The sequence below is a fragment of the Nocardioides flavescens genome (genome assembly GCF_009823805.1).
Lineage (GTDB): Bacteria > Actinomycetota > Actinomycetes > Propionibacteriales > Nocardioidaceae > Nocardioides > Nocardioides flavescens.
The window spans coordinates 41,395-65,035 of sequence record NZ_WUEK01000003.1; the positions used below are offsets into that span (position 1 = coordinate 41,395).

The window sequence follows — 23,641 nt, forward strand, 5'->3', positions numbered from 1 at the left end:
CGTCAGCTCCGGGCCCGGAACGGGCTGGCGGGGTAGACGCCCAGGACCTTGATGTCGGTGGTGAAGAACGTCAGCTCCTCCAGCGCCCGGGCGAGGCCGGGGTCGTCGGGGTGACCGTCGACCTCGGCGAGGAACTGGGTGGCGGTGAACGCGCCGCCGACCATGTAGCTCTCGAGCTTGGTCATGTTGACGCCGTTGGTCGCGAAGCCGCCGAGCGCCTTGTAGAGCGCGGCCGGCAGGTTGCGGACGTTGAAGATGAACGACGTGACGACGGGTCCGTTGCCGGCCGGTGCGCGGACGAGCTCGGGGGAGAGCACCACGAACCGCGTGGTGTTGTGGTCCTCGTCCTCGACGTCCTCGGCGAGCACCTCGAGGCCGTAGATCTCGGCGGCGAGCGGCGGCGAGATCGCCGCCTGGGTCGGGTCGCCGGCCTCGCGCACCTCGCGTGCGGCACCCGCCGTGTCGCCCGAGATCAGCGGGGTCAGCCCGAGCCGGCGGATGATCTTGCGGCACTGGCCGAGTGCGTGCACGTGGCTGTGGACGGTCGTGACCGACTCGAGCGGTGTGCCGGGGATGCCCAGCAGGTGGAAGCGGATCCGCAGGAAGTGCTCGGCGACGATGTGCAGCCCGGAGCCCGGCAGGAAGTGGTGGATGTCGGCGACCCGGCCCGCGATCGAGTTGTCGATCGGGATCATCGCCAGGTCGGCGTCGCCCGCGGCCACCGCGGCGAACACGTCCTCGAACGACGCGCACGGCACGGCCTCGAGGTCGGGGTAGTGCTCGCGGCACACCTGGTGGGAGTTGGCGCCCGGCTCGCCCTGGTAGGCGATGCGTCGCGGTTCGCTCACCGCGGCAGTCTAGGGAAGCGGTTAGGTTGAGCCGTGGCCGCCGTCCTCGCCCTGCTCGCCCTCGTGGTCGCCCTCGCCGCCCTCGGCGTCGCACTCGCCGGCCGTCGTACGCCGCCCGCCCGCGACGACCTCGACACCGTGCCGGAGGACGTGCTCGGCCTGCGCCAGGAGGTCGCCGCTCTGCGCGCCGAGGCCGCCGGCGCGCTGCGCCACCTCGGGATCGTGCGCTACGACGCCTTCAGCGACGTCGGAGGCCGGCTCTCGTGGTCGGTCGCCCTGCTCGACGACCGCGGCGACGGCGTCGTCCTCACCGCCATCCACGGCCGCAGCGAGGCGCGCTCCTACGCCAAGTCCATCGCCTCCTGGACCTGCGACCAGCCGCTCTCGCCCGAGGAGCAGGACGCCGTCACCTCCGCCCGGGCCTGACCGCTCCCCGCCCGACCCCTTGTAACGCGGAGTTGGAGGCTCTCCCGACCCGTTGCAACGGGTCGGAACCGTCACCAACTCCGCGTTACAGCTGGGCGGTACGGCGGCGGGTCAGCCCTCGACGAAGCGGACGAGCAGGGCGCGGAGCCGGTCGCGCTGGTCGGGGGAGAGGGGCGCGAGCAGCGCGGAAATGACGGCCTCGGCCCGCTCGTCCGCGGCCGTCAGCAGCGCCTCGCCGCGGGGGAGCAGGTGGAGGACCTGGGTGCGGCGGTCGGCCTCGGGGCGTCGCCGTTCCAGTGCACCGAGGCGCTCGAGGTGGTCGACGATCTCGACGACGGTGGGCCCGCTCGTGCCGAGGTGGCGGGCGAGCTCGGCCTGCGGGAACGGCCCCGCGCTCCGCAGCGCACGGAACGTGCCCAGGTGACGCGGCTCGACCTCGAGCTCGCGCAGGGCCGCAGCGAGGTCTGCGTGCATGCGGGCGTGGAGCCGGGTCACCAGGAAGCCCGTGCTCGCCAGCAGGCTGGACGGTGCCTCGGGGGAGAGGTGCGGGCGGGTGACCGCCAGGAGCAGGTCGTGCAGCTCCTCGCGCTCGGCGGAGTCGAGTCCGCCGCTGACCGCGTCCTGCAGCCGCTCGACCAGCGGCTCCCACCGGGCGACCGCCTCGGCGCCCGCGGGGGTGCGGGTCAGCGCCCACGCCCGGCGGTCCGCGGGGTTGCGCACCCGCTCGACGAGCCCTGCGGCGACCAGGCGGGCGGCGACCTTGGTGAGGGTCGTACGGCTCAGCGCGACGGCGTCGGCGACCCACTGCTGCGAGCGCGGCACGCCCTCGTCGCCCAGCGCGAGCAGGACGGCGTAGCCGTGGATGTCGGTGGTGGGTGCGACGGTGCCGTCCAGGGCACCGGTCACCCGGGCCGACGCCCGCCACAGCACGTGACCGAGGGAGGCCGCGAGCGCCGGCAGCAGGGCCACGATCGTCCTCCCGCAGTTAATCGTTAGGTAGTTGACGGATTCTGGGTACGGTTCGAGAGTAGTCGCCGCACCGTCCCCAGCGCCGCCGCGCAGCACGAGTCGAGGAACCCATGTCGCACCTGGCCGCCGAGCCCACCCACCACGCCAAGCAGGCCGACCCGAAGTGGTGGACGCTCGTTGCCGTCTGCACGGGCGTCTTCATCCTGCTGCTCGACATCACGATCGTGAACGTCGCGCTGCCCGACATCCAGAGCGAGCTCGACGCCTCGCTGTCGGACCTCCAGTGGGTCATCGACGCCTACGCGCTCAGCCTCGCCGCCCTGCTGCTGACGGCGGGATCGCTGGCCGACCTGTACGGCCGGCGGCTGCTGTTCGTCATCGGCACGGCGCTGTTCATGGTCGGCTCGATCGCGTGCGGCGCGGCCCAGAGCGTCTTCTTCCTGCAGTTGGCGCGGGCGTTCCAGGGCATCGGCGGGGCGGCGATGTTCGCCACGGCGCTGGCGCTGATCGCCTCGGCGTTCACCGGTCGCGAGCGGGGCGTGGCCTTCGGCGCCTTCGGTGCCACCACCGGCGTCGCCGTCGCCGTCGGCCCGGTCCTCGGTGGGCTGCTCACCTCGGGGCTGTCGTGGCGCTGGATCTTCTTCGTCAACATCCCGATCTGCCTCGCCGCCATCGCGATCGGGCTGTGGAAGGTCAAGGAGTCGCACGACCCGCGCGCCGGTCGTCCCGACTGGGTCGGCTTCGTGACCTTCTCGCTCGCCCTGGCCTCGCTGGTCTACGGGCTGATCCGCGCCGGTCAGGAGTCGTGGGGCGACACCCGCGTCCTCGTCTGCCTGGTCGCGGCGGCGGTGCTGCTCGCGGCGTTCGTGGTGAGCCAGCTCAAGCAGCGCGACCCGATGTTCGACCTCGGCCTGCTCCGCAAGCCGACCTTCACCGGCGGCCTGATCGCGGCGTTCGGCATCTCGGCCTCGATCTTCTCGCTGCTGACCTACATCGTCATCTACCTGCAGAACGTCCAGGGCTACTCCGCCATCGGCACCGGCGTGCGCACGCTGTTCCTGTCGGCGGCGTCGTTCGTCACCGCCGCGATCGCGGGCCGGCTCACCGCGAAGCTGCCGGCCAAGTGGCTGATCGTGCCCGGCTTCGTCCTCACCGGCACGGGCCTGCTGCTGATGAGCGGCCTCGACCCCGACTCGTCGTGGACGCACCTGATCCCCGGTCTGCTCGTCGCGGGTGTCGGCATCGGCATGATCAACACCCCGCTCGCCTCGACCGCGGTGGGTGTGGTCCCCGTCGAGCGCTCCGGCATGGCCTCGGGCATCAACTCGACGTTCCGGCAGGTCGGCGTGGCCACCGGCATCGCCGCGCTGGGCTCGCTCTTCAGCCACCAGGTGGCCACCGAGGTGCGCGACGGCCTCGCCGGCACCCCCGCGGCCGGGCAGTCCGGCCGGATCGCGGAGGCGGTGACCGGCGGGCAGATCCAGGCCGTGCTCGCTCAGGCGCCGGCCGAGGTGCGCGACCGGCTCGCCGAGGTGATGACCGCCAGCTTCGTCGACGCCCTCAACCACATCATCGTGATCGGCGCGGTCATCGCCTACGTCGCCGGCGTCGCCTGCTTCTTCCTCATCCGCCAGAAGGACTTCGTCCCCCAGGGCCCCGCGGCCCAGCGTCAGGAGGCCGGCGCCAGCCAGCCCTGACCGAGCGCGGGCAGCAGGTAGGTCCGCAGGTCGGCATCGGTGCCGGGATAGGTGCCGGGATCGTCGTAGTGCGTGCCGGGCCGCTCGATCAGGGTCAGCGGGAAGCCGGCGTTGTTCATCGCGGCGGTCTCCGCCTTCACGCCGTGAAGTTGATAGACCTCGTCGTCGGTGTGCGCGAGGTGCCAGACGTTGAACTTCCAGCTCGCCGCGGCGAGTGACTGCGCCTGGCCGGAGCCGGTGTCGCGGAACGGTGAGGTGTTCTCGGCGATGACCCCGGCGAAGAGCTTCGCGTTGTAGAACGCCGTGCGGTAGGCCAGGTCGCCCCCGGAGCTGTAGCCGCCGATGACCACCTGGCGGGGGGCGATGTTGAAGTGCGTCTTGACGTCCGCGAGCGCCGCGAGGACCTTGGCCGGGTCGGCGTTCACGTCCCAGCAGTCGCCGTCGCGGCCGCCGAGGGAGACCGAGATCCAGTCCTGCGACCCACCCGGGGAGACGAGGTAGGTGTCGCCCTCCGATTCGCCGCCGCAGCCGTGCATCCAGATGAGCAGTTTGGTCGGCGTCTGGTGGCTGGCGTCGTACGAGGTCGGCACGTAGGTCCAGTACGACGCGCCGGCGGCGTCAGTGAGGAACGGCTGCTCGGGGGTGAACGGCACCGGTCGCGTCGGCACTGAGCTGGTCGGCGTTGTCGGGGTCGTCACCGGGGGTTGGGCGACGACGACCTGGCCGACGATGCGGCAGTCGTCGTCGCGGTCGCGCTGCCGGAGCTTGCGGGTGGCGTCGGCGCACGCCCGCAGCGACCAGGTGCCTGCGGCGAGACCGGTCGGCAGGGGCGAGGAGACGGCGACGGTGCGCTTCGCACGCTTCTTCAGTCGCGGGACGTCGTACGTCGCCACGGGGAGCTCGGCGCCGGGGCCGACGAGGGTGAGCGAGGCGACGCTGCGCCCGGCGCGGGCTCGCCCCTGGGCCTTGACGGTGAACGACCCGGTCAGCGTCGAGCCGCTCAGCGCGACGCCGCCCTTCGTCACCGCGAGGTCCGGCCGTGGTCGCTGGGCCGCGCCGGCTCCGGCCGGCGCGAGGCCGGTCAGGACGGTGGCGAGCAGGACGCAGAGCAGCAGGAGTCGTCGCACCCCTCCAGCGTCGGCCCGCTCCGGCCGTCGTCTGCATGGCCCACGTGGGTCTTGCGCGACGGTGGTTGAGGAGGTCGTGCAACGACCGTCTCGAAACCACTCGACCGGCGCGACCTCAACGGGGGACGCGCACCAGCACCCGCCCGTGCACGCACTCCATGCGCAGCTCGCGGCCGGGCCCGACGGTGTCGCCGTCGAGCTGGCGAGGGGTGTCGGAGGCGGCGCGGACGACGATGGTGCGACCGGTCATCCGGTTGACGAGGTCGTCGGTGCGTGAGCGCTTCGCGAGGACGCGGAAGGCGAGCGGCACCCAGGAGAGGAAGCGCTTCGGGTGCAGCAGGACGACGTCGAGCATCCCGTCGTCGATGGCGGCGTCGGGCAGCAGCGGCATGCCGGCCTGGAGGTAGCCGACGTTGCCGACGACGATGGTGCGGGCCCGGTGCTTGGTCGGCTCGCCGCCGTCGACGCTGATCTCGACCTTGACCGCGGGGAACATCAGCGACTTCAGCGCGGAGACGACGTAGGCGAGCCAGCCGACACGCTTCTTGAAGTCCTCGTTGACGCCCTCCATGATCGCGGCGTCGAAGCCCATGCCGGCCATGACCATGAAGTGGGTCGGCTCGAGGCCGTCGCCGGAGACCTCGACGAGGTCGATCGCGCGGTCCTGGCCGGTGAGGGCGATGTCGATGGCCGAGCGCAGGAAGAGCGGGATCGCCAGGTTGCGGGCGAGCAGGTTGCCGGTGCCCGCGGGGATGATGCCGACGGGGATGCCGGTGCCGGCGAGCTCGGCACACACTTCGCGCACGGTGCCGTCGCCGCCGCACACCATCACGAGATCGGCCCCGGCCACCGCGGCGGCCTCGGCCATCCCGGTGCCCGGGTCCTCGATCGAGGTGAGGTGCCAGACGGGCGGGGACCAGCCCACGGCCGTCGCCATCGAGGTGACGATGGCCTTGAACGCCTCGACGTCCTCGACCTTGATCGGGTTGAGCACGACGTGCAGGCGTCGCTCGGTCGTGAACACCTCGGGCAGCGCCGGCATCGTCTCGGCGTGCGAGCGCGGCAGCGGGGAGTAGACGACGAGGCCCAGCAGGACGGTGCCGGTGCCGAGCAGCACCCCGCCGATCACGTCGCTGGGGTAGTGGCGTCCGAGCAGCACCCGGTCCAGGCAGACGACCACCACGACCAGCGCGAGGAGGACGTAGAGCAGGCGCCGCACCGCGCCGCGGCGTACGAGCATCACCACGAGGACGCAGAGGATGCCGGCGAGGGCCGTGACGGTCGAGGCGTGCCCCGAGGGGAAGGACTTGCTGGAGTAGAGCGCGTCCTCCAGCTGCCACTCCGGCCGGGCGCGCCCGACGAGCGCCTTGATCGAGGTGTAGAGCACGGTCGTGGCGACCGTGACCCCGAAGGCGTAGAGCGCCGCGCGCCGGTGGCCCTTCCAGAGCATCGCCACGATGATCACGAGCGTCGCGAGCGTGATGCCGGTGCTGTCGAAGGCGACCTCGATCGTGCGCAGCACGGACACCAGGCGCTCGTCGGCCGCCCACTGGCTGGCGGGCGAGCCGCGGTCGTCGAACGCCGTCAGGGGGCCGACGCCCTCGACGACCGCGAGGGTGAGCAGCGCGAACAGCGCGTACGACGTCGCGGCCCACCCGAGCAGCACGAGACGGGAGCGGTCGAGCACGACGTCGAGTATGACGGGCGGGCCCCTGTGGAACGTCGGGTGAGGTCGGCGGGGGCGCGCCGATAGCCTTGCGACGTGATCGACCCGAAGGTGCTCCGTGACCAGCCCGACCTCGTGCGCGCCGCGCAGGCCAAGCGGGGGCTGTCGGACTCCGTGGTCGACGAGGCGCTCGCCGCCGACACCCGCCGCCGCGCCGCGATCGCGGCGTACGAGGCCAAGCGCAGTGAGCAGAAGTCGCTGGGCAAGCAGATCCCCCAGGCCCAGGGCGAGGAGAAGCAGGCGCTGCTCGCCCGCACCAAGGACCTCTCGGCGGAGGTCAAGGCGGCCGAGGCCGAGCAGGGCGAGGCCGAGGACGCGTGGGACGCCGCCCTGCGTGCGATCCCCAACCTCGCCGACGAGGCGGCCCCCGCGGGCGGCGAGGACGACTACGTCGTGCTCGAGCACGTCGGCACCCCGCGCGACTTCGCCGCCGAGGGGTTCGAGCCGCGCGACCACGTCGAGCTCGGCCGGATGCTCGGGGCCATCGACATCGAGCGCGGCGCCAAGGTGTCGGGCTCGCGCTTCTACTTCCTCACCGGCGTCGGCGCCCGGCTCGAGCGGGCGCTGACCAACCTCGCGATGGACCAGGCCCACGCGGCCGGGTTCACCGAGGCGATCGCCCCCTCGCTGGTGCGCCCCCGCGCGATGGAGGGCACCGGCTTCCTCGGTCAGGCGGCCGACGACGTCTACCGCATCGAGGGCGAGGACCTCTATCTCGTCGGCACCTCCGAGGTGCCGATGGCGGCCTACCACTCCGACGAGATCCTCGACGTCGCGTCGCTGCCGCTGCGATACGCGGCGTTCAGCCCCTGCTTCCGCAAGGAGGCCGGCTCGCACGGCAAGGACACCAAGGGCATCATCCGCGTGCACTGGTTCGACAAGGTCGAGATGTTCGTCTACACGACGCCCGACCAGGCGGCGGCCGAGCACCAGCGGCTGCTCGACTGGGAGAAGGAGTTCCTCGACAAGCTCGAGCTCTCCTACCGCGTCATCGACACCGCGGCCGGCGACCTCGGCCTCTCCGCGACGCGCAAGTTCGACTGCGAGGCGTGGATCCCGACCCAGGGCCGCTACCGCGAGCTCACCTCCACCTCCAACTGCACCGAGTTCCAGGCCCGCCGCCTCGACATCCGCGGCCGCTTCGAGTCGGGCCCGGCCCCGCTCGCGACGCTCAACGGCACGCTCTGCGCCATGCCGCGCACGATCGTGGCGATCCTCGAGACCCACCAGAACGCCGACGGCTCGGTCACGGTCCCCCAGGCGCTGCGGCCCTACCTGGGCGGCCTCGAGGTCCTGAAGCCGATCGCCTCGTGAGCTGGCGACCCGGGCTCGTCGCCCTCGACATCGACGGCACGCTGCTGAGCTGGGTGGAGGACACCGGCGCGCCGGACCCCGTGATCTCCCAGCGCGTCGGCGACGCCGTGCGCCGCGCCCGCGACGCCGGCGCCCACGTCGTGCTGGCGAGCGGTCGCTCGCCGCACTCGATGACGCCGATCGCCGACATGCTCGAGCTCTACCTGCCCGAGGCCGAGCCGCTGTGGATCGTCGCGAGCAACGGCGCGGTGTTGCTCCGCTACCCGCCGCTCGAGATCGTCCACGAGGAGACCTTCGACGCGGCCCCCGCGGTGCGGGCCGTGCTGGAGGCCCGTCCGGGCGCGCTCGTCGCCGTCGAGGAGCGCGGCGTCGGCTACCGCGCCAGCCGCGCCTTCCCCGAGGGCGAGCTGCACGGGGAGGTCACGCTCGCCGACGTCGAGGACCTCGTCGCCGAGCCCGTCAGCCGCGTCATCATCCGCGACCCCGAGGCGACCGCCGAGGACTTCGTCCAGCTCGCCCAGGACCTCGGACTGCACAGCACCGACTACGTCGTCGGCTGGACCGCCTGGCTCGACCTCGCCCCCCGTGGCATCACCAAGGCCTCCGGGCTGGCGTACGTCGCCGAGCGGCTCGGCGTCGCCCAGGCCGACGTGCTCGCCATCGGCGACGGCCGCAACGACATCGAGATGCTGCAGTGGGCCGGGCGCGGCGTGGCGATGGGTCAGGCCGTCCAGCCGGTCATCGACGCGGCCGACGCCGTCACCGAGACCGTCGGCGAGGACGGCACCGCCGTCGAGCTCGAGCGCTGGTTCTGACGTGGCCGTGCTCCGCTCGGCCCGCGTCGAGCTGCCGCTGTGGAGCGCCGACGACGTCGCCGCGATCCGCGCGGGAGAGCGTCGGCCGGGCTGGCACCCGCAGTTCCCGCGCGAGGACGACCGCGACGTCGCCTCGCTGTGGCGCGAGGGCGACCCGTGGTCGACGCGCTCGGTCGTCGTCGACGGTGTCGTCGTCGGCTCGATCGGCTTCTTCGCCGCGCCGGAGCCGGCCGCCGACGGGCAGCTCGAGGCCGAGGTCGGCTACGGCCTCGTCGAGGACGCCCGCGGCCGCGGTCTGATGACCGACGCGCTGGCCACGGTGCTGCGGGTCACCGACGCGCAGGGGGTGCGGGTGCGGGCGAGCGTCGAGCCCACCAACGCCCGCAGCCTGAAGGTGCTGGCCGCCTGCGGCTTCACCGACCTGCGCGGCAGCGACGAGGACGGGCACCTCGTGCTGGCCCGGCCGGTCCGGTGAGCGGTCCCGTGAGCGCCCCCGCGTCGCGGCCGCGCCTGGTCGCCACCGACCTCGACGGCACGCTCGTGCGCTCCGACGGGTCCGTCTCCCCGCGCACCGCCGAGGTGCTCGCCGCGGTCGAGGCGCTCGGCGTGCCGGTCGTGTTCGTGACCGGGCGACCGCTGCGCTGGACCGAGGTCGTCTTCGAGCACGTCGGCGCCCACGGCCTCGCGGTCGTCGCCAACGGTGCCCTCGTCTGGGACGTCGCCGCCGACGCCCCGCGCCTCGAGCGCGGCATCGACGTCGACACCCTCCGGTCGGTGGCCGCCGACCTGCGGGCCGCCGTACCCGGCACGACGTACGCCGTCGAGCGCCTCGACGGCATCGGCCTCGAGCACGCCTTCCGCGAGCGCCACCCCGTGCCCGACGGCGCCCGGCGCATGAGCACCGAGGAGCTGCTGGCGGCTCCGGTGCAGAAGCTGCTCGCGCGCCACGAGGAGCTGTCGCCGCAGGACTACTGGGACGCTGCGGAGGCCGCGGTCGGCGACCGGGTCACCATCACCTGGTCGTCGTCGACGACACTGCTCGAGATCAGCGCGTTCGGCGTCACCAAGGCGACCACCCTGGCCGTCGTCGCCGAGGGGCTCGGGGTCGCCGCCGAGGACGTCGTCGCCTTCGGAGACATGCCCAACGACCTGCCGATGCTGGCCTGGGCCGGCACGTCGTACGCCATGGACAACGCCCACCCGAGCGTGCGGGAGGTGGCCGACCACGTCGCCCCCGACCACGACCAGGACGGCGTGGCGTCGGTGCTCGCCAGTATCTTCGACCTGTGACCCGACGCCTCGCCCTCGCCCTGGCGACGCTGTGCGCGTCGGCGACGGTCGCGCTCGGCCCGGTCGCCGCCGCGCCGGCCCAGGCCGCGCCGGACTGCCCGGTCGTCACCGTGCAGGACAGCACCAAGGCCGCCCGCGCGGTCTTCGCCGGCACGGTCACCGCGGTCGAGAAGCAGCCGCGCACCGACGGCCAGCCCGGCGCGATCTACCAGCAGAGCGTCGAGGTCGCCCGGGTCTACCAGGGCCGGATCAGCACCGAGACCGTCGACGTGCAGACCGACCGCAACCTGCAGCAGTGCAGCCTCGGTGCGCTCGACGTCGGCACCGCCTACATGTTCTTCGTGACCGCCGACGGCGACACCTGGCTGGCGAGCGGCACCAGCGGCACGCGCGCCAACAGCGAAGCCGTGACCTCACAGGTCGAGCGGCTGCTGGGCACCGGCAAGCTGCCGGTGGCACCGCAGCCCGAGTCCGCGGAGTTCGAGGCCGTCGACACCGACGACCCGACCCCGCTCACCCGAGCGGCGGCACCCGGCGGCGCGCTCGTGCTCGTCGGCCTGCTCGGCCTCGCGGTCGTGCAGGGGTTGCGCCGCCGGCGCTGACGCCAGGGAAGTGCTGATCAATGGCAGAGGGCGGCGTCAGCCCCGCCCCAGCACGCACCCGAGCGGCTTCTCCTCAGTCGCCGTGCCTCCGGCACGGCTCCCTCGTCGGCACCACTCGTGCACGCACCGGGACGACGCTGACATCCACCCCCCATTGATCAGCACTTCCCTGGCCGATCAGAGGTACATCCCGCCGGACCCGCCGCCGGGGCCTGCGTCGGTGTCTCCACCGGGCTGGCCGGGCTGTCCCGGCTGCCCGGGGACGCCGCCGGGCACCGCGCCGGGCGGCAGGGCGCGCCGCATCTGCTCGAACTGCATCTTGGCGGCCATCTGCTGGGCGTAGATCGCGGTCTGGATGCCGTGGAAGAGGCCCTCGAGCCAGCCCACCAGCTGGGCCTGGGCGATGCGCAGCTCGCCCTCGGAGGGCGTCGAGTCCTCGGTGAACGGCAGCGCCAGGCGGTCGAGCTCCTCGACCAGCTCGGGCGCCAGGCCGGCTTCGAGCTCCTTGATGGAGGCCTGGTGGATCTCCTTGAGGCGGTTGCGGCTGGCCTCGTCGAGGGGAGCGGACTTCACCTCCTCGAGCAGCTGACGGATCATGCTGCCGATCCGCATCACCTTCGCCGGCTGCTCGACCAGGTCGGTGATGCCGCGCTCGCCCTCGCCGTCGTCCCCGTGGTCGCCGTCCCGCTGCGCCTGCTGACCGGCCGCGGCGGCGACGAGCGCGGCCTCGGGTACGGCGGCCAGCGGCTGGCCGTCGGGGCCGACGATCACGACGCGGCGAGCCCCGTCGTCCTCCTGCTCGGTCCCACCCTGCGCTCCGTGCTCACCAGCCTGCTCAGTCATGCGCTCACGGTAACCAGCGCGCAGCCGGACGACGCTCGGTGTGCGCTTCAGCGCACGAACCTGGGCTGTCGGTAGATCCGGGTGCGGTAGTCGTCGGTGGTCGTCGGCGGGAAGAGCTCGACGAAGCCGACCTCGCCGTCCTCCTCCGACCACGCCACGCCGCGCCCGGCGACGACGTGGAGCTCGGCGTGGCGACCCTGGCGGGAGCCGAGCGTCTCCTCGTCGGCGCCGAGCACCTGCTCGAGCTCCTCGGCGGTGAGGTCGCCCAGGGCAGCGGTGCCGACGTAGACGAGCTGCACCTCGCCGTCGCGCACGAAGATGCGCTCCCCGCCGGGGGCGTCGATCACCTCCACGTCGGTGAGGCTCTGGTAGCCGGAGACCGGCTCGGGCGTCGCATCCTGCGCCGCGAGGACGGTGCGGACCGTGTCGAGGTCGGCCGTGCCGAGGCCCAGCAGGGTCGTCAGGTCGGTCATGGTGGTCGGTCGCTCCTCAGGCGGGGATCTTCTCGGCCCCGGTGGGGCTCGTTGCGGTCGTGATGACGGCTTCGACCTGGGCGGGCTTCCACGCCTGGACGACCTTCTGGATGAAGTCGGCGCGCTTCGCCGACCGCCTGCGCAGCTCGGGCTCGTTCATGAAGTAGAGCGCGACGGACTCACAGAGGTCCTCGTTGGCGTTGGTCTTGCCGTAGTTGGTGGGTGGCTCCTCTGCTCCGGCCGTCCCGCTCTCGGTGTTGGCGTCCGTCCAGTAGTCGAGCGCGGCGACCCACCGGTCGATCTCGAGGGGCGCGATGAGGCCGTGGGCCATCTCGTGCACGGCGGTGGCCAGGATGCCCGAGGCGTTGTCGGGGCCCGTAGAGGTCTTGTTCCAGATCTCCGGGTCGGAGTAGTTGGTCACCTGCCCGAACAGGCCCATGTTCTTCTCGCCCTTGAAGTACTCGCCGAGTGTCGAGGTGTCGAGCTTGCCGGTGCTGCTGTTCCTGTCGATCGCCTGCTTGAGCTTGCCCACCGAGGTCACCCCCTGCGCGGAGGTGAGCGTCGAGCCGGCGCGCTCGGAGCCCAGGATCGGGGCGTAGAAGCTGGCGGCGGACAAGAGGCCGCGCAGCTCCTTCATCTCCCAGACGGCCTCGGAGAGCTTGTCGAGCTCGGTCTGCAGGACTCTGCTGTACTGCGCCTTGATCCCCGTGCTGGTCTTGCCGGAGTCGACCGTGATCCCGTAGGTGTCCTTCAGCTCGGTGATGATCGCCGCGGCCTCCTGCTCCTCGGCCGCCGACGCCACTCGCACCTTCTCCTTGCCGATCGTCACCGTGTCCGGGTAGGTCTTCTCGACGACCGGCGCCGTGGTCGGGGCGGTGGTCGGGGCGGTGGTCGTGCCGGTGGTCGTGCCGGTGGTCGGGGCGGTGGTCGTGCCGGTGGTCGGCTTGGTGGTCGGCTTGGCCTCTGTCGTGGGCTTCGGCTTGGACTTGCCGCGGACCTTGTCGAGGAACTTGCTGAAGAAGCCCTTGCGCTGGATCAGCGGCGCAGGAGCGGTCAGCGCTTGGCGGCGGACGGCCCCGAGGTCCTGGCGCGCGGGGGCGTGGGCGGTGCGGTGCACGACGTGGTCTCCGCCGTCGCAGCCGTCGCACCCGCTCGAGGCGCTGGCCGACGCGGCCGCGGCTGACCCGGAGGCCTGACGGCGGATCGCGCTGAGCGCGGTGTCGGCCATCCGGTCGGCGTCGGCCTCGAGCGGGTCGCCCGCCTCACCGATCGTGAGCGCCGAGCCGGGGTGGGTGGCCCGACCGCTGTGCTGCTGGACGACGTGGGCGGCCTCGTGGGCGATCAGTCGCTGGCCGGCGGTGCTGGTGGTGTCGAAGCTGCCCTGGGTGAAGTACATGTCGGTGCCGTGGGTGAAGGCGACCGCCTGCATGGAGCGCGAGATGGTGTCGGCCTCGTGGTCGGTGTGCACGCGCACCGAGCTGAGGTCGGTGCCGTACTGCTCGCCGAGGGCGTCGGCGAACGAGCCCGAGAACGGGCGGCCGCGCCCGGAGCGGCGCCGCAGGGTCTCGGCGACGTCGTCGCTGACCGCGGTGCCGCCGAGCGGGTCCTGGGGGCCGCCCCCGCCCGCTCGACGTACGGCGTCCGCGGGCAGCCCCGGCGTCGGTCCGGGTCGGAGGATCCCCGGTTCGGCGGCCGCGGGGGCGACGTCGACCGACTGCTCCTGGTCCTGCTGGCGCGCGCTGTCGCGCTCGGGCGGGTGTGACTGGGGCATGGCCATGCACCTCGTGCTCTCGTCCGGCCCGCGGTGGACCACCGCGACCGTACGTCCGGCCCCGGGGCCCGGCAATGGCCTAGCTGGGGGGTCTCAGCCGGGCACGCCGAAGCCGTCGGCGGGCATCCGCAGCCCGAGCTTCTGGTACACGGAGGGCACCGCCGCGACGAGGTGGCGCATCCCGAGCGGCTCGCCGGCCGCGGTGGCGTCGTAGACCCCCGCGAGGACGATGTTGCGCAGGTCGCCGCCCGCGACCTCGACGCGCTCGGCGAGGTGGTCGAGCACCACGGGGTCGTCGGGGTCGAGGTGGGCGACCCGGGAGAGGTGGAGCTCCCACAGCCGGCGACGGGTCGCGACGTCCGGGTCGGGGAAGTGCACCATGAACTGCAGCCGCCGGGTGAACGCCGCGTCGAGGTTGGCGCGCAGGTTGGTGCACAGGATGGTGAGCCCGTCGAACTGCTCGAGCCGCTGCAGGAGATAGCTCACCTCCTGGTTGGCGTAGCGGTCGTGGGCGTCCTTGACCTCCGAGCGTTTGCCGAACAGCGCGTCGGCCTCGTCGAAGAACAGGACGACGTTCATGCTCTCGGCCTGGTCGAAGATGCGCTCGAGGTTCTTCTCGGTCTCGCCGATGTACTTGTCGACGACCTGGGAGAGGTTGACCTGGAACAGGTCGAGCTCGAGCTCGCCGGCGATGACGCTCGCCGAGAGGGTCTTGCCCGTGCCGGGCCCGCCGCTGAACAGCGCCGCGATGCCGCCGCCCTTGCGCTCGGCGGTGAACATCCCGCTGCGGTCGAGGGCCTGGTCGTGGTGGCGGGCCCAGGCGACGATGCGCCGCAGCTGCGCCTCCTGGGTCGGCGGGAGCACGAGGTCCTCGAAGCCGACCGTCGGGCGCTTGCCGCCCACGAGCGAGCCGCCGACGACCCGGGCGGCGCCCAGCACGTCGAGGGGTGCGTCGGGGCCGGCGTCGTGGGCGAGCGCGAGCACCCGGGAGTAGGAGTCGACCTGGGTGGCCTGCTCGGGACTCAGGCGCAGGGCGCCGAAGCCGTCGGGCGGTGCGGTGCCGGTCAGGCCCTCCCAGAGCCGGCGGCGCTGGGTCGCGGTCAGGCGTGGGGCGTCGACGGTCAGCGGGTGCTGTGGGAGCCAGGTGGCGTCCCAGGCCTGCCGCCCCACGAGCAGGACGGGCACCGGGGTCGCCTCGAGCGTGGCCAGCGCTCGCCGCAGGGCCACCGAGCCGAGCGGGTCCGCGCCCAGCACGACCAGGCCCACGCCGCGCAGGGCCGCCTCCCGCGCGGCGGCGCCCACGGTCGCGCCGAGCGCGTGGGCCGTGACCCGCGAGAGGTCGACGGTGAGCCGGCCCAGACCGAGGGCGGCCAGGGCGCCGGCGGCGAGCGAGGCGCCCGCCGTGCCGGCCGCGGAACGCACCCAGACCAGGGAGGCTCCGGCGGCCAGGGCCCGCACCACCGGAGCGCCCTCGGTCAGCTCGAGGGGCACCGTCGGGACGACGGCGTCCGCCAGCAGCGCCTCCAGCACCTCGGCGCCGGCGAGGTGCGCGACCACCCGGTCCGGCACGGCGAGCTCGCGCAGCAGCCACGGTCCGTCGCCCCGGACCTCCACCAGGCCGTGGAGCCGCAGCGGGCCGGAGTCGCTGAGGAAGGCGAAGCCGTGGGGCGAGGTGGTCGGCAGCCCGCTCAGCTCGAGCCCGAGACCGACGCTGGCGCCCAGGGCGCCGTCGGAGCCGCGGAGCAGACCGAAGACGAGGGCCAGGTTGGCGTCGAGGTCGGCCGCGGCGGCGGCGAGCAGGAGATCGGCCTCCGGCTCGGTCAACCCGAAGAGCTCGGCGAGCGAGTCGAGCCGTTCGGCGAGGCGGGCGTCCGCCTCCTCGTCGTACGACGTCGAGAGGACCTGCAACGCGGCCGTCGCCCGGGCGTCCTGGGTCTCGAAGGCCGTCGTGCGTCGCTGGACCGCGGCCTCGGCGCGCTGGGTGAGGCCGGCCAGGCCGGCCGGGCCGGCCAGGCCGTCCGGGCCGTCCGGGCCGTCCGCGGCACCTGAGGTCACGCGGGCACCCTAAGGGCTCTCGGGCGACGCGAGGTCAGGCGATGAGCAGGATCTTGCCCGAGTGGCTGCCCGACTCCATCAGCGCGTGGGCGCGGCCCGCCTCCTCGAGCGGGATCTTCTCGTGCACGAGGGTGCGCACCCGGCCGGAGGAGACCAGCGGCCAGACGTGCTCGACGACCTCGGCGCAGATCGCGGCCTTCTGCTCGGTGGGGCGGGAGCGCAGCGTCGTGGCGATCACCGAGCCGCGCTTGCGCAGCAGGGCGCCCAGGTCGAGCTCGGCCTTGACCCCGCCCTGCATCCCGATGACGACGAGGCGGCCGCTCTCGGCGAGGGCGTCGACGTTGCGCGCGAGGTACTTCGCGCCCATGTTGTCGAGAATGACGTCGACGCCGCCGAGGCCCTTCACGACCTCGACGAAGTCCTCCTCGTGGTAGTCGATCGCGACCTCCGCGCCGAGCGAGCGGCACAGCTCCCGCTTCTCCTCCGACCCGGCGGTCGTGAGCACCCGGTGACCGAGCGCGGCCGCCAGCTGGATCGCGAAGGTGCCGATGCCGCCGGCCCCGCCGTGCACCAGCAGGCTCTCGCCCTCGGCGAGGCGGGCGGTCATCCAGACGTTGGACCAGACCGTGGCCGCGACCTCCGGCAGCGAGGCCGCGTCGACCAGCGAGACGCCCTCGGGCACCGGCAGCAGCTGACCCTGGGGTACGGCGACGCGGGTGGCGTAGCCCCCGGCGGCGAGCAGCGCGCAGGCCTGGTCGCCGACCGACCAGCCGTCGACTCCCTCGCCGACCGCGGCGACCGTGCCGCTGCACTCCATGCCGAGCACGTCGGACGCACCCGGCGGAGGCGGGTAGTGCCCCTGCCGCTGCAGCAGGTCGGCCCGGTTGAGCCCCGCCGCGGCCACGTCGAGGACGACCTCGCCGGGTCCGGCCTCCGGGTCGGGCAGGTCCTCCAGGACCAGGGTCTCGGGGCCGCCCCCGGCTCCGGCGCGCACGGCCCGCATCAGACGCGGTCCTGGGCGAGGGTGTCAGCAGGCTCGTCGGTGGGCACCTCGTCATCCTCGCCGACCGGCTCGTCCACCAGCCCGGCGGGGAGCTCGTCGGGCACCTCGACGTCCACCTCCTCCGCGTCCACCGCTCCGGCCGGCCGGTCCCAGCCCTCCGCGAGGGCCTGGGCGCGCGCCGCGAGCTCCTCGACCTGCTGCGGCTTCGCGTCCTGCGCGCCCGCCGCGACCCCGAGCAGGTACGCCGTGACCGGGGCGGCCAGGTGCTCGACGTTCTTCGCCGCCACCCGGGTGAGGTCGGCGAGGAGCCCCTCGTCGACCTCTACGTCCTCGAGATCCAGCGCATCGCACAGCTCGTCGATCCAGTCGTGGAGGTTCACGACCACCAGATTCCTCCGCCGACCCCGGCCGTGCAAGTGACCTCTGCTGTGTCCCTCTGGTGCGGCCCTGGCGTCGACAGTCGAGCTTCCAGCACCACCAGGTGACCGGAATGTTCGACTGTCGACGCTCAGACCTGCCGGCGGGGCCGGCCCAGGGACTGTGCAACTTCCAGGTCATCAGGTGACTCAGAAGTTGCACAGACGCCTGGACGGACCGGCCCCGTCGTCGACAGTCGAACTTTCAGGCCCACCAGGTGACCGGAAAGTTCGACTGTCGATGCCAGGGCGGGCGGCATGGGCCTCAGAGCCGCTGCCGGAGGTCGGCGAGGTCGTCCCAGGTGTCGACGTCGCGGTGCTCGTCGCCGACGGAGGGGACGGGTGTCAGGTCGAGGGGGGCGAGGAGGCGGCGCAGGGGCATGCCGTGCGGGTCGGGCGGGCGCACCGCGTCGAGACGACCCAGGTCGAGGGCCATCGCCAGGGCACGCCGGCCGTCGAGTCCGACCAGCGCGGCGCCGTCGCCGCCCGCGGCGGCGGTGACCAGGCGGGCGACCGTCGCGGGGCCGACCAGGGGCATGTCGCAGGCGAGGACCACCACGAGCTCGGGATGGCCGGTCAAGGCGTCGCAACCCGCGAGCAGCCCGGCGACCGGACCGCCGCCGGGCGGGTCCTCGCGGGTGAAGCGGACCGGGCGGGGCGTCGCCACGTGATCGCCCACCACGACCACCTCGGTGGCCCGCTCGAGCGCCGCGAGGGTCCACGCGAGCAGCGGCCGTCCCGCGAGCTCCAGGGTCGCCTTGTCGGCGCCGCCCAGACGCGCACCGGTGCCGCCGGTGAGCACCACCGCGGCGTACGGGTCGGAGGCGGGCACGTCGCTCAGCCTGGCACGCTGGGGGCGTGAGCTCGCTGTCCGTCACCGTCGTGCAGGTCGCCTCGAGCCTCGACCCCGAGGTCAACCGCGACCGGCTCGCGAGCCAGGTGGGAGACGGCGCCGACCTCGTGGTCCTCCCCGAGGCCGCTGCCCGCGACTTCGGCCCGGCCGGCTCCGACGTCAGTGCGTACGCCGAGACCCTCGACGGGCCGTTCGCCTCCGAGGTCGCCCGGCTGGCCGCCGACCGCACGACGACCGTGGTGGCCGGGATGTTCGAGCGCTCCGACGACCCGGCTCGGCCCTGGAACACCCTGGTGGTCCGCGGGGCCGCCGAGGCGGCGTACCGCAAGATCCACCTCTACGACTCCTTCGGCTACCGCGAGAGCGACGCTCTCACCGCGGGCCGGCTCGAGCCGGTCGTGGTGGAGGTCCCCGCGCGCGGGGACGGGGCGGCCGAGCCGTTCCGGGTCGGACTGATGACCTGCTACGACCTCCGCTTCCCCGAGCACGCCCGGCTGCTCGTCGACGGCGGCGCGGAGGTGCTGGTCGTGCCGTCCGCCTGGGTCGCGGGGTCCCGCAAACTCGACCACTGGCGCACGCTGGTGCGCGCCCGGGCCATCGAGAACACCGTGTACGTCGTCGCCGCCGCCCAGTCGGGGCCCCGCTACACCGGCCACTCGCTGGTGGTCGACCCGCTGGGGGACGTGCTGGCCGAGGCGGGAGAGGGCGACGAGACGCTGGGGGCGACGCTGGAGCGCGACGTGCTCGACGACGCCCGGCGCACCAACCCCTCCCTCGCCAACCGCCGGCTGCCGCCCACCGCTCTGTAACCTGTGGTGTCGTGCCACGGACCGCTCCCCGACGCCGCGCGACGCGCGACGGACGCTCCCGCGGTGCCAGCGGCGCTCGGGCCACGACCCCCGAGCCGGCGTACGTCGAGGACGCCGCCGCCCCGGTGAGCGGCGAGACCACCGGCCCGCTGGCCCCGGTCGCGCCGCCCGAGCCCGGCGAGGCGGTGCACGAGGAGGTCGTCGCCGGCGCCCCGACCGGGTCGGCGCCCGAGGTGACGGTCACCGTCCCCGACGCCGAGCCGGTGAGCAGCCGGCTCCTCGTCCTGCTCTGGCTGCTCGTCGTCGGCGCCGGGCTCGCCGCCCTCGTCTGCTCGCTCGCCTCGGTCGGCCCGGACTGGCTCGACGGGGTCGGCGCCACCGCCGTCGTGACGGCGTACTCCTGGGCCCTGGCCGCGCGCACCGGCGGCCGCCCGGTCGTCTTCGGAGCGCTCGCGCTCGTGCTCGGGGTGGTCGTGCTGGCCCTCGACCGCGACGCGCTGCGCACCGGCGCCGCGGTCATGACCTGCCTGGTCTCAGCGGTGCTCGGGGTGATGGCGACGACCCCGGCCGTGCGGTTCGTGCAGGCGGCGCGCGAGTGCGTCATCGCGCTGCTGATCGCCGCGGTCGGCGCGATGGCGACGGTCGGCTTCGACCCGGTGCTGTCGGTGGTCCGCTTCGAGTACACGACGCTCGGCCTCGCCCTCGTCGGTGCGTTCGCGGTCGTGCACCGGCTCGGCGCGGGTCTGCACGGCCTCGGACGCCGCGGCGTCGTCGGGGTGCTGATCGGCGCCCTCGTGCTCGGCGCGACCCTGCTCTACGCCGAGCTGCTGCGCCGCTACGGCTCCGCCGGCCTGGTGGAGAGCCTCCTGGACGGTGTGCGCTGGAGCCGCGAGCACCTCGGGGCCTTCCCGCGCCCCATCGAGACCGTGCTGGGTGTCCCCGCCCTCGTCTGGGGCTGCCACATGCGGGCCCGGCGCCGGCAGGGCTGGTGGCTCTGCGCCTTCGGTGTCGCCGCCACGACGCCCGTCGCCAACGCACTGGTCAACCCGTCGATCTCGCTCCTCGAGTGCGCGCTGTCGGTGGTCTACGGCCTCGTCATCGGGCTGGCGCTCGGCTACGCCGTCATCCGCGTCGACCTGGCCCTCACCGGCTCCCGCGGTCAGGGAGGGCGCCGGCTCGAGGAGGCGGGCGCCGTACGCCCCGAGCCGCCGCGCACGGCCGCACTGCTGTGACGCGCCGGTAGGGCTCAGGCCCGATAGGTTGCTCGCATGGCCCGCGAACGAGTGTCCGAGATCCTCGCCGAGATGGTGGCCAACGTGCTCACCGTCGACGTCGCCGAGGGCGACCGGGTCGAGGTCGGCGACACCGTGGTGCTGCTTGAGTCGATGAAGATGGAGATCCCGGTCATCGCCGAGCACGCCGGCACCGTGCGCGCCGTGAAGGTCGCGCCGGCCGACGTCGTCCAGGAGGGCGACGTGCTGGTCGAGCTGCTGCTCGGCTGAGACTCAGCGGAGAGCGTTCGGCAGAGGGGGCGGGATTCGAACCCGCGGCTGACATCTCTGCCAGCGACCGCTTTCAAGGCGGTTCCGATCGGCCACTCCGGCACCCCTCCGTGCCCCAGGAGAGTGCTGGGGACACAGCAGGCGATCCTACCCAGGCGAGATCACTCGGCGCCGTCGTGCTCCAGCCGGCCCCCGCGCGGCGTGCGGTCGTGGGTCTGCTGCACGTGCCGGTGGATGTCGAGCACGAGGCGCTTGGCCTCGACGCGCGTCGCCTCGACGTCCGGGGTCTCGAGCACCTGGGGGCCGAGGGTCCCAAGGCGGGCCAGCAGCGCGTTGCGCTCGCGGAACGCCGCGCCGCCGCGGGCGGCCAGCCACCCGTCGTCCGACCCGGCGGCCTCGCCGACCAGCCCCTCGCGCACCTGGGTGATCCGCTGACGCACGACCCAGCGCCAGTTGCCGAGGGCGACGCCCGAGCGGCGCGGGGAGTCGAGGGCGTGGTCGAGCGCCTGCAGTGCACTCGACAGCGCCGGTGGGAGCGTGGACACGCGGCCTCCTGGCCTCCGGAAGGGACGTGGTCAGTGTGACTGCGGTCACCGGGGGCGGCAACTCGTCGTTCGCCACGAGAGACGGACCCTGGCGGGGTCCGGTTGAATCGGGGTGTGGCTGCCCCTGTCGTCTACCGCCTCGCGCCCGCGTTCGTGGTCCGTCTCGTCGGCACGGCATTCGTCGCGCTGGCCCTGCTCGCCTTCGTCACGACCCTCGTCGTGGTGCTTGCCGACCTCCCGGTCGCGGTGGTGGTCGTCGAGGCGGCGGTCGGGGTGGTGGCCCTCGTCGGGCTGGGCTGGTGGCTGCGGCGCCGGGCTTGGGTGCTGCGGTGCACAGATGAGGGCTACGCGGTGCGCCTGGCCCGGGGGGCGGGGGTACGCGAGGCGCGGTGGAGCGCCGTCGAGGACGCCGTCACGACCCATCGGCGCGGTGTCGCCTGCTTCGAGCTGCGGCTGCGTGACGGTCGTACGACGACCGTGCCCGTAGGGCTGCTCGACGTCGACCGCGAGGAGTTCGTGCGCGACCTGCAGCAGCGGCTGCAGCAGGGCCACGGGCTGACCTCCCTGCCCGGCGGTCCGGCCTGACCGACCCAGCCTGATTGGCCGGGCGGCGCGGGGGCCTTGTAGCCTGCTCCGCGGAGGAGGCGTCGCCTAGTCCGGTCTATGGCGCCCGCCTGCTAAGCGGGTTTGGGTCAACAGCCCATCGCGGGTTCAAATCCCGCCGCCTCCGCGCTGAGCCCCGGGTCCACCGGAGCACCGCCGGCCCCCGCCCAGTCACTGGGCGGGGGCCGCTGCGTCTGCGGCCCGCGACGAGCCGGTGACGCGGTGCGCGCTCTGCGCGCAGTTCTCTGCAGCGCGGGGCGTAGGACGCGTCGACGGCGTCGTGTCAACGACCGCGCTCGCGTGTCGCCGCGATGTCGGGCCCCGCTGCGGCGCGCTGAGGCGACATCCGGGCAGGGCGGAACGGCGATCGGTCAAGCATTGTCGAACTGCATGTTTGTGCAGTGCATTTTTGTGAGGCAACGATGGGCTCACAGGATGCGGGACCGAGCGGCAAGACTACCGGAGTCGGGCCATTCCGTGGGCCCACTCGAATCCAAGGTGGGGTAACAATGAAGAACGTCGCTCGCAAGCTCGCGATCATCACCGGCACCGTTGCCGTCTCCGTCGGCATGCTCGGCGCCACCGCCGGCACCGCAGACGCCGCCAAGGCCAAGCCCGGCAAGTCGATCGTCAAGACGGTCCACGCCAAGGACTCCTCCTGGCCCTACTGAGCCACCAGTCTTGAGACGGAGGACCCGACTTTCCCCCCACTTGTCCGGTCCTCAGAGCCTCCCCCCCCAGGCCCGTCTCAACACACGAGGGCAGCGACCGAGGTCGCTGCCCTCGTGACACGTCCGGGGGTGCCACGGAACTCCTCCGGACGCATCGGCGGGGTGGATCGGCCGCGAGGCCGGTCCACCCCGCCGAACTGCTCCCCGGCGGCTCTGTGCCGCCGGACGGCCTCACTCGGTGTCGGGGACGTCGGACTCGGGGAGCCCCTCCTCGAAGTCCTCGCGGCCCGAGACCCCCAGCCGGCCCATCGTGTAGCCGAGCTGGAAGCGCGTCGCGGCGTCGTACTCGGTCTTGAGGTCGGCCACGTAGCCGGCGTAGGTCCGCGGGCTGACACCGAGCCGCTTGGCGCTGACCGGGTCGGAGTGGCCCTCGATCAGCATCCGCATCGTCATGGCGCGCTGCTCGGCGGCGATGTCCTTCATCAAGGTGGTCTCGCGGTTGGTGAACGGGCGGGCCCGCTCCCACGAGCGCTCGAAGACGTCGACGAGGTAGGCCACCACGGCCGGCTCGCGCACGACGACGGCGACGCCGAACTCCTCCTGGTTGGGGATCACCGCGACCCGGCGGTCGACGACGATCATCCGGTTGAAGAACTCGTCGAGCGTGCGCACCTCGGCGCCACGGGCGCTCACGGCGGAGACGTACTTGTGCGTGACCGCGCTGCGGCGCGCGCTGTGCTGGTAGAGCGTGCGCATCCGGGCGCCGCGCTCGAGCAGCTCGATGTCGCGCAGCGCCGCCTTGGCCAGGAAGCGCGGGTCGCGCCCGGCCTGCGGCTGCGCGGTCAGCATCTCCTCCTCGCACTCCTCCAGCAGCTGCTCGAGGTAGGTGTTGATCGGAGCGCCGCGCAGGTAGGTGAACGGGCCCGACGAGGAGGACTGGGGCGCGCGGCGCCACGACTGGGTGAGGTTGCCGAACGCCGCCGCCCACTGCGAGGACTCCGAGAGGAGCTTGGCGGCCTCCTGGCTCAGCGGGTTGACCACCCGCGACTGCACCCCGGTCGGGTCCTCCGGCACCCAGACGTCCTGCTCGCCGTCGAAGCGGACGAGCCCCATCTCGGCGAGCAGGTCGAACGCCGGGCGCAGGTTGCCGTCGTCGGCGATGCGCAGGTCGCCCGCGGCGATGCCGCCCTTGGCGCAGATCTCGTCGTAGAGCTTGGCCGCGTCGTCCTCGAAGAGCGCACGCTGGTCCGCACCGAAGCTCGGCACTCGCTCACCCCCTCGAC

25 protein-coding genes and 2 tRNA genes are annotated in these 23,641 nt (G+C 73.3%); 13 read left to right on the forward strand and 14 right to left on the reverse strand.

What is annotated here, in order from left to right; translation table 11 throughout:
• Positions 1-2: 2 nt before the first annotated feature.
• Positions 3-848, reverse strand: a complete 846-nt coding sequence (locus GRQ65_RS05320; protein WP_160875960.1) for a prephenate dehydratase — start codon at positions 846-848, stop codon at positions 3-5.
• A gap of 33 nt (positions 849-881) precedes the next feature.
• Here GRQ65_RS05320 and GRQ65_RS05325 point away from each other — a divergent pair, with 33 nt between their 5' ends.
• Entirely contained in the window at positions 882-1,274 is a 393-nt protein-coding gene (locus tag GRQ65_RS05325; RefSeq protein WP_160875962.1) for a DUF4446 family protein, read from the forward strand.
• Between the two features lie 111 nt (positions 1,275-1,385).
• Here GRQ65_RS05325 and GRQ65_RS05330 read toward each other — a convergent pair whose 3' ends face one another.
• Positions 1,386-2,243: a MarR family transcriptional regulator gene (locus GRQ65_RS05330; RefSeq protein ID WP_160875964.1), complete on the reverse strand. Its 858-nt coding sequence runs from the start codon at positions 2,241-2,243 to the stop codon at positions 1,386-1,388.
• Positions 2,244-2,353: 110 nt separating this feature from the next.
• Here GRQ65_RS05330 and GRQ65_RS05335 point away from each other — a divergent pair, with 110 nt between their 5' ends.
• Entirely contained in the window at positions 2,354-3,940 is a 1,587-nt protein-coding gene (locus GRQ65_RS05335) for an MFS transporter (protein WP_160875966.1), read from the forward strand.
• Here GRQ65_RS05335 and GRQ65_RS05340 read toward each other — a convergent pair.
• The gene (locus tag GRQ65_RS05340) at positions 3,913-5,067 is read right to left on the reverse strand and encodes an alpha/beta hydrolase (RefSeq protein WP_160875968.1); all 1,155 of its coding nucleotides are present in this window, start codon (positions 5,065-5,067) and stop codon (positions 3,913-3,915) included. The genes GRQ65_RS05335 and GRQ65_RS05340 overlap by 28 nt on opposite strands.
• Before the next feature lie 115 nt (positions 5,068-5,182).
• Entirely contained in the window at positions 5,183-6,754 is a 1,572-nt protein-coding gene (locus GRQ65_RS05345) for a bifunctional phosphatase PAP2/diacylglycerol kinase family protein (RefSeq protein WP_337191504.1), read from the reverse strand.
• Between the two features lie 75 nt (positions 6,755-6,829).
• Between GRQ65_RS05345 and serS the strand changes: the two genes are divergently transcribed.
• The 5 genes from serS to GRQ65_RS05370 are packed head-to-tail and all read left to right on the forward strand — an operon-like array spanning position 6,830 to position 10,814.
• A complete protein-coding gene (gene serS / locus GRQ65_RS05350; protein WP_160875970.1) occupies positions 6,830-8,107 on the forward strand; it encodes a serine--tRNA ligase in 1,278 nt (425 codons plus the stop codon).
• Positions 8,104-8,922, forward strand: coding sequence for an HAD-IIB family hydrolase (locus tag GRQ65_RS05355; protein ID WP_160875972.1), 819 nt, complete (start codon positions 8,104-8,106; stop codon positions 8,920-8,922). The genes serS and GRQ65_RS05355 overlap by 4 nt, the downstream gene beginning before the upstream one ends.
• 1 nt (position 8,923) lies before the next feature.
• Complete coding sequence (locus tag GRQ65_RS05360; RefSeq protein WP_160875974.1) at positions 8,924-9,397, forward strand: GNAT family N-acetyltransferase; 474 nt, start codon at positions 8,924-8,926, stop codon at positions 9,395-9,397.
• Positions 9,398-9,405: 8 nt separating this feature from the next.
• The gene (locus GRQ65_RS05365) at positions 9,406-10,212 is read left to right on the forward strand and encodes a Cof-type HAD-IIB family hydrolase (RefSeq protein ID WP_160875976.1); all 807 of its coding nucleotides are present in this window, start codon (positions 9,406-9,408) and stop codon (positions 10,210-10,212) included.
• Positions 10,209-10,814 (forward strand): hypothetical protein, encoded by a 606-nt coding sequence (locus tag GRQ65_RS05370; RefSeq protein WP_160875978.1) that lies wholly within the window; start codon positions 10,209-10,211, stop codon positions 10,812-10,814. Before GRQ65_RS05365 ends, GRQ65_RS05370 begins: the two co-directional genes overlap by 4 nt.
• 177 nt (positions 10,815-10,991) lie before the next feature.
• Here the strand turns inward: GRQ65_RS05370 and GRQ65_RS05375 are convergent, their stop codons facing one another.
• The 7 genes from GRQ65_RS05375 to mobA form a co-directional block, all read right to left on the reverse strand.
• Positions 10,992-11,657, reverse strand: coding sequence for a bacterial proteasome activator family protein (locus GRQ65_RS05375; RefSeq protein ID WP_237447787.1), 666 nt, complete (start codon positions 11,655-11,657; stop codon positions 10,992-10,994).
• A 47-nt stretch (positions 11,658-11,704) separates the two neighbouring features.
• Positions 11,705-12,130, reverse strand: coding sequence for a hypothetical protein (locus tag GRQ65_RS05380; RefSeq protein ID WP_160875980.1), 426 nt, complete (start codon positions 12,128-12,130; stop codon positions 11,705-11,707).
• Between the two features lie 16 nt (positions 12,131-12,146).
• Entirely contained in the window at positions 12,147-13,901 is a 1,755-nt protein-coding gene (locus GRQ65_RS05385) for an eCIS core domain-containing protein (RefSeq protein WP_160875982.1), read from the reverse strand.
• Positions 13,902-13,994: 93 nt separating this feature from the next.
• On the reverse strand, positions 13,995-15,956 hold the full coding sequence (locus tag GRQ65_RS23825; RefSeq protein WP_160875984.1) for an AAA family ATPase: 1,962 nt from the start codon (positions 15,954-15,956) through the stop codon (positions 13,995-13,997).
• A gap of 34 nt (positions 15,957-15,990) precedes the next feature.
• Positions 15,991-16,959 (reverse strand): NAD(P)H-quinone oxidoreductase, encoded by a 969-nt coding sequence (locus GRQ65_RS05395; RefSeq protein WP_160875986.1) that lies wholly within the window; start codon positions 16,957-16,959, stop codon positions 15,991-15,993.
• Positions 16,959-17,339, reverse strand: a complete 381-nt coding sequence (locus GRQ65_RS22095) for a DUF6457 domain-containing protein (protein WP_202387663.1) — start codon at positions 17,337-17,339, stop codon at positions 16,959-16,961. The genes GRQ65_RS05395 and GRQ65_RS22095 overlap by 1 nt, the downstream gene beginning before the upstream one ends.
• 301 nt (positions 17,340-17,640) lie before the next feature.
• A complete protein-coding gene (gene mobA / locus GRQ65_RS05405) occupies positions 17,641-18,207 on the reverse strand; it encodes an NTP transferase domain-containing protein (RefSeq protein WP_160875988.1) in 567 nt (188 codons plus the stop codon).
• Positions 18,208-18,233: 26 nt separating this feature from the next.
• Here mobA and GRQ65_RS05410 point away from each other — a divergent pair, with 26 nt between their 5' ends.
• Genes GRQ65_RS05410 through GRQ65_RS05420 form a run of 3 tightly spaced genes read left to right on the forward strand, consistent with a single transcriptional unit; the run spans position 18,234 to position 20,539 of the window.
• Positions 18,234-19,037, forward strand: a complete 804-nt coding sequence (locus GRQ65_RS05410) for a carbon-nitrogen hydrolase family protein (RefSeq protein ID WP_337191505.1) — start codon at positions 18,234-18,236, stop codon at positions 19,035-19,037.
• 11 nt (positions 19,038-19,048) lie between these two features.
• On the forward strand, positions 19,049-20,269 hold the full coding sequence (locus GRQ65_RS05415) for a hypothetical protein (protein ID WP_237447789.1): 1,221 nt from the start codon (positions 19,049-19,051) through the stop codon (positions 20,267-20,269).
• A 36-nt stretch (positions 20,270-20,305) separates the two neighbouring features.
• Complete coding sequence (locus GRQ65_RS05420; protein ID WP_160875990.1) at positions 20,306-20,539, forward strand: biotin/lipoyl-binding carrier protein; 234 nt, start codon at positions 20,306-20,308, stop codon at positions 20,537-20,539.
• 21 nt (positions 20,540-20,560) lie between these two features.
• Here the strand turns inward: GRQ65_RS05420 and GRQ65_RS05425 are convergent.
• Positions 20,561-20,649, reverse strand: a tRNA-Ser gene (locus GRQ65_RS05425).
• Between the two features lie 51 nt (positions 20,650-20,700).
• Complete coding sequence (locus GRQ65_RS05430) at positions 20,701-21,084, reverse strand: hypothetical protein (RefSeq protein WP_160875992.1); 384 nt, start codon at positions 21,082-21,084, stop codon at positions 20,701-20,703.
• 114 nt (positions 21,085-21,198) lie between these two features.
• Here GRQ65_RS05430 and GRQ65_RS05435 point away from each other — a divergent pair, with 114 nt between their 5' ends.
• The 3 genes from GRQ65_RS05435 (at position 21,199) to GRQ65_RS05445 (ending at position 22,358) form a co-directional block, all read left to right on the forward strand.
• A complete protein-coding gene (locus GRQ65_RS05435) occupies positions 21,199-21,669 on the forward strand; it encodes a hypothetical protein (protein ID WP_160875994.1) in 471 nt (156 codons plus the stop codon).
• A 55-nt stretch (positions 21,670-21,724) separates the two neighbouring features.
• Positions 21,725-21,814 (forward strand) — tRNA-Ser (locus GRQ65_RS05440).
• A gap of 382 nt (positions 21,815-22,196) precedes the next feature.
• The gene (locus GRQ65_RS05445; protein ID WP_160875996.1) at positions 22,197-22,358 is read left to right on the forward strand and encodes a hypothetical protein; all 162 of its coding nucleotides are present in this window, start codon (positions 22,197-22,199) and stop codon (positions 22,356-22,358) included.
• 231 nt (positions 22,359-22,589) lie between these two features.
• Here the strand turns inward: GRQ65_RS05445 and GRQ65_RS05450 are convergent, their stop codons facing one another.
• Positions 22,590-23,624 (reverse strand): phospholipase D-like domain-containing protein, encoded by a 1,035-nt coding sequence (locus GRQ65_RS05450; RefSeq protein ID WP_160875998.1) that lies wholly within the window; start codon positions 23,622-23,624, stop codon positions 22,590-22,592.
• Positions 23,625-23,641 lie beyond the last annotated feature (17 nt).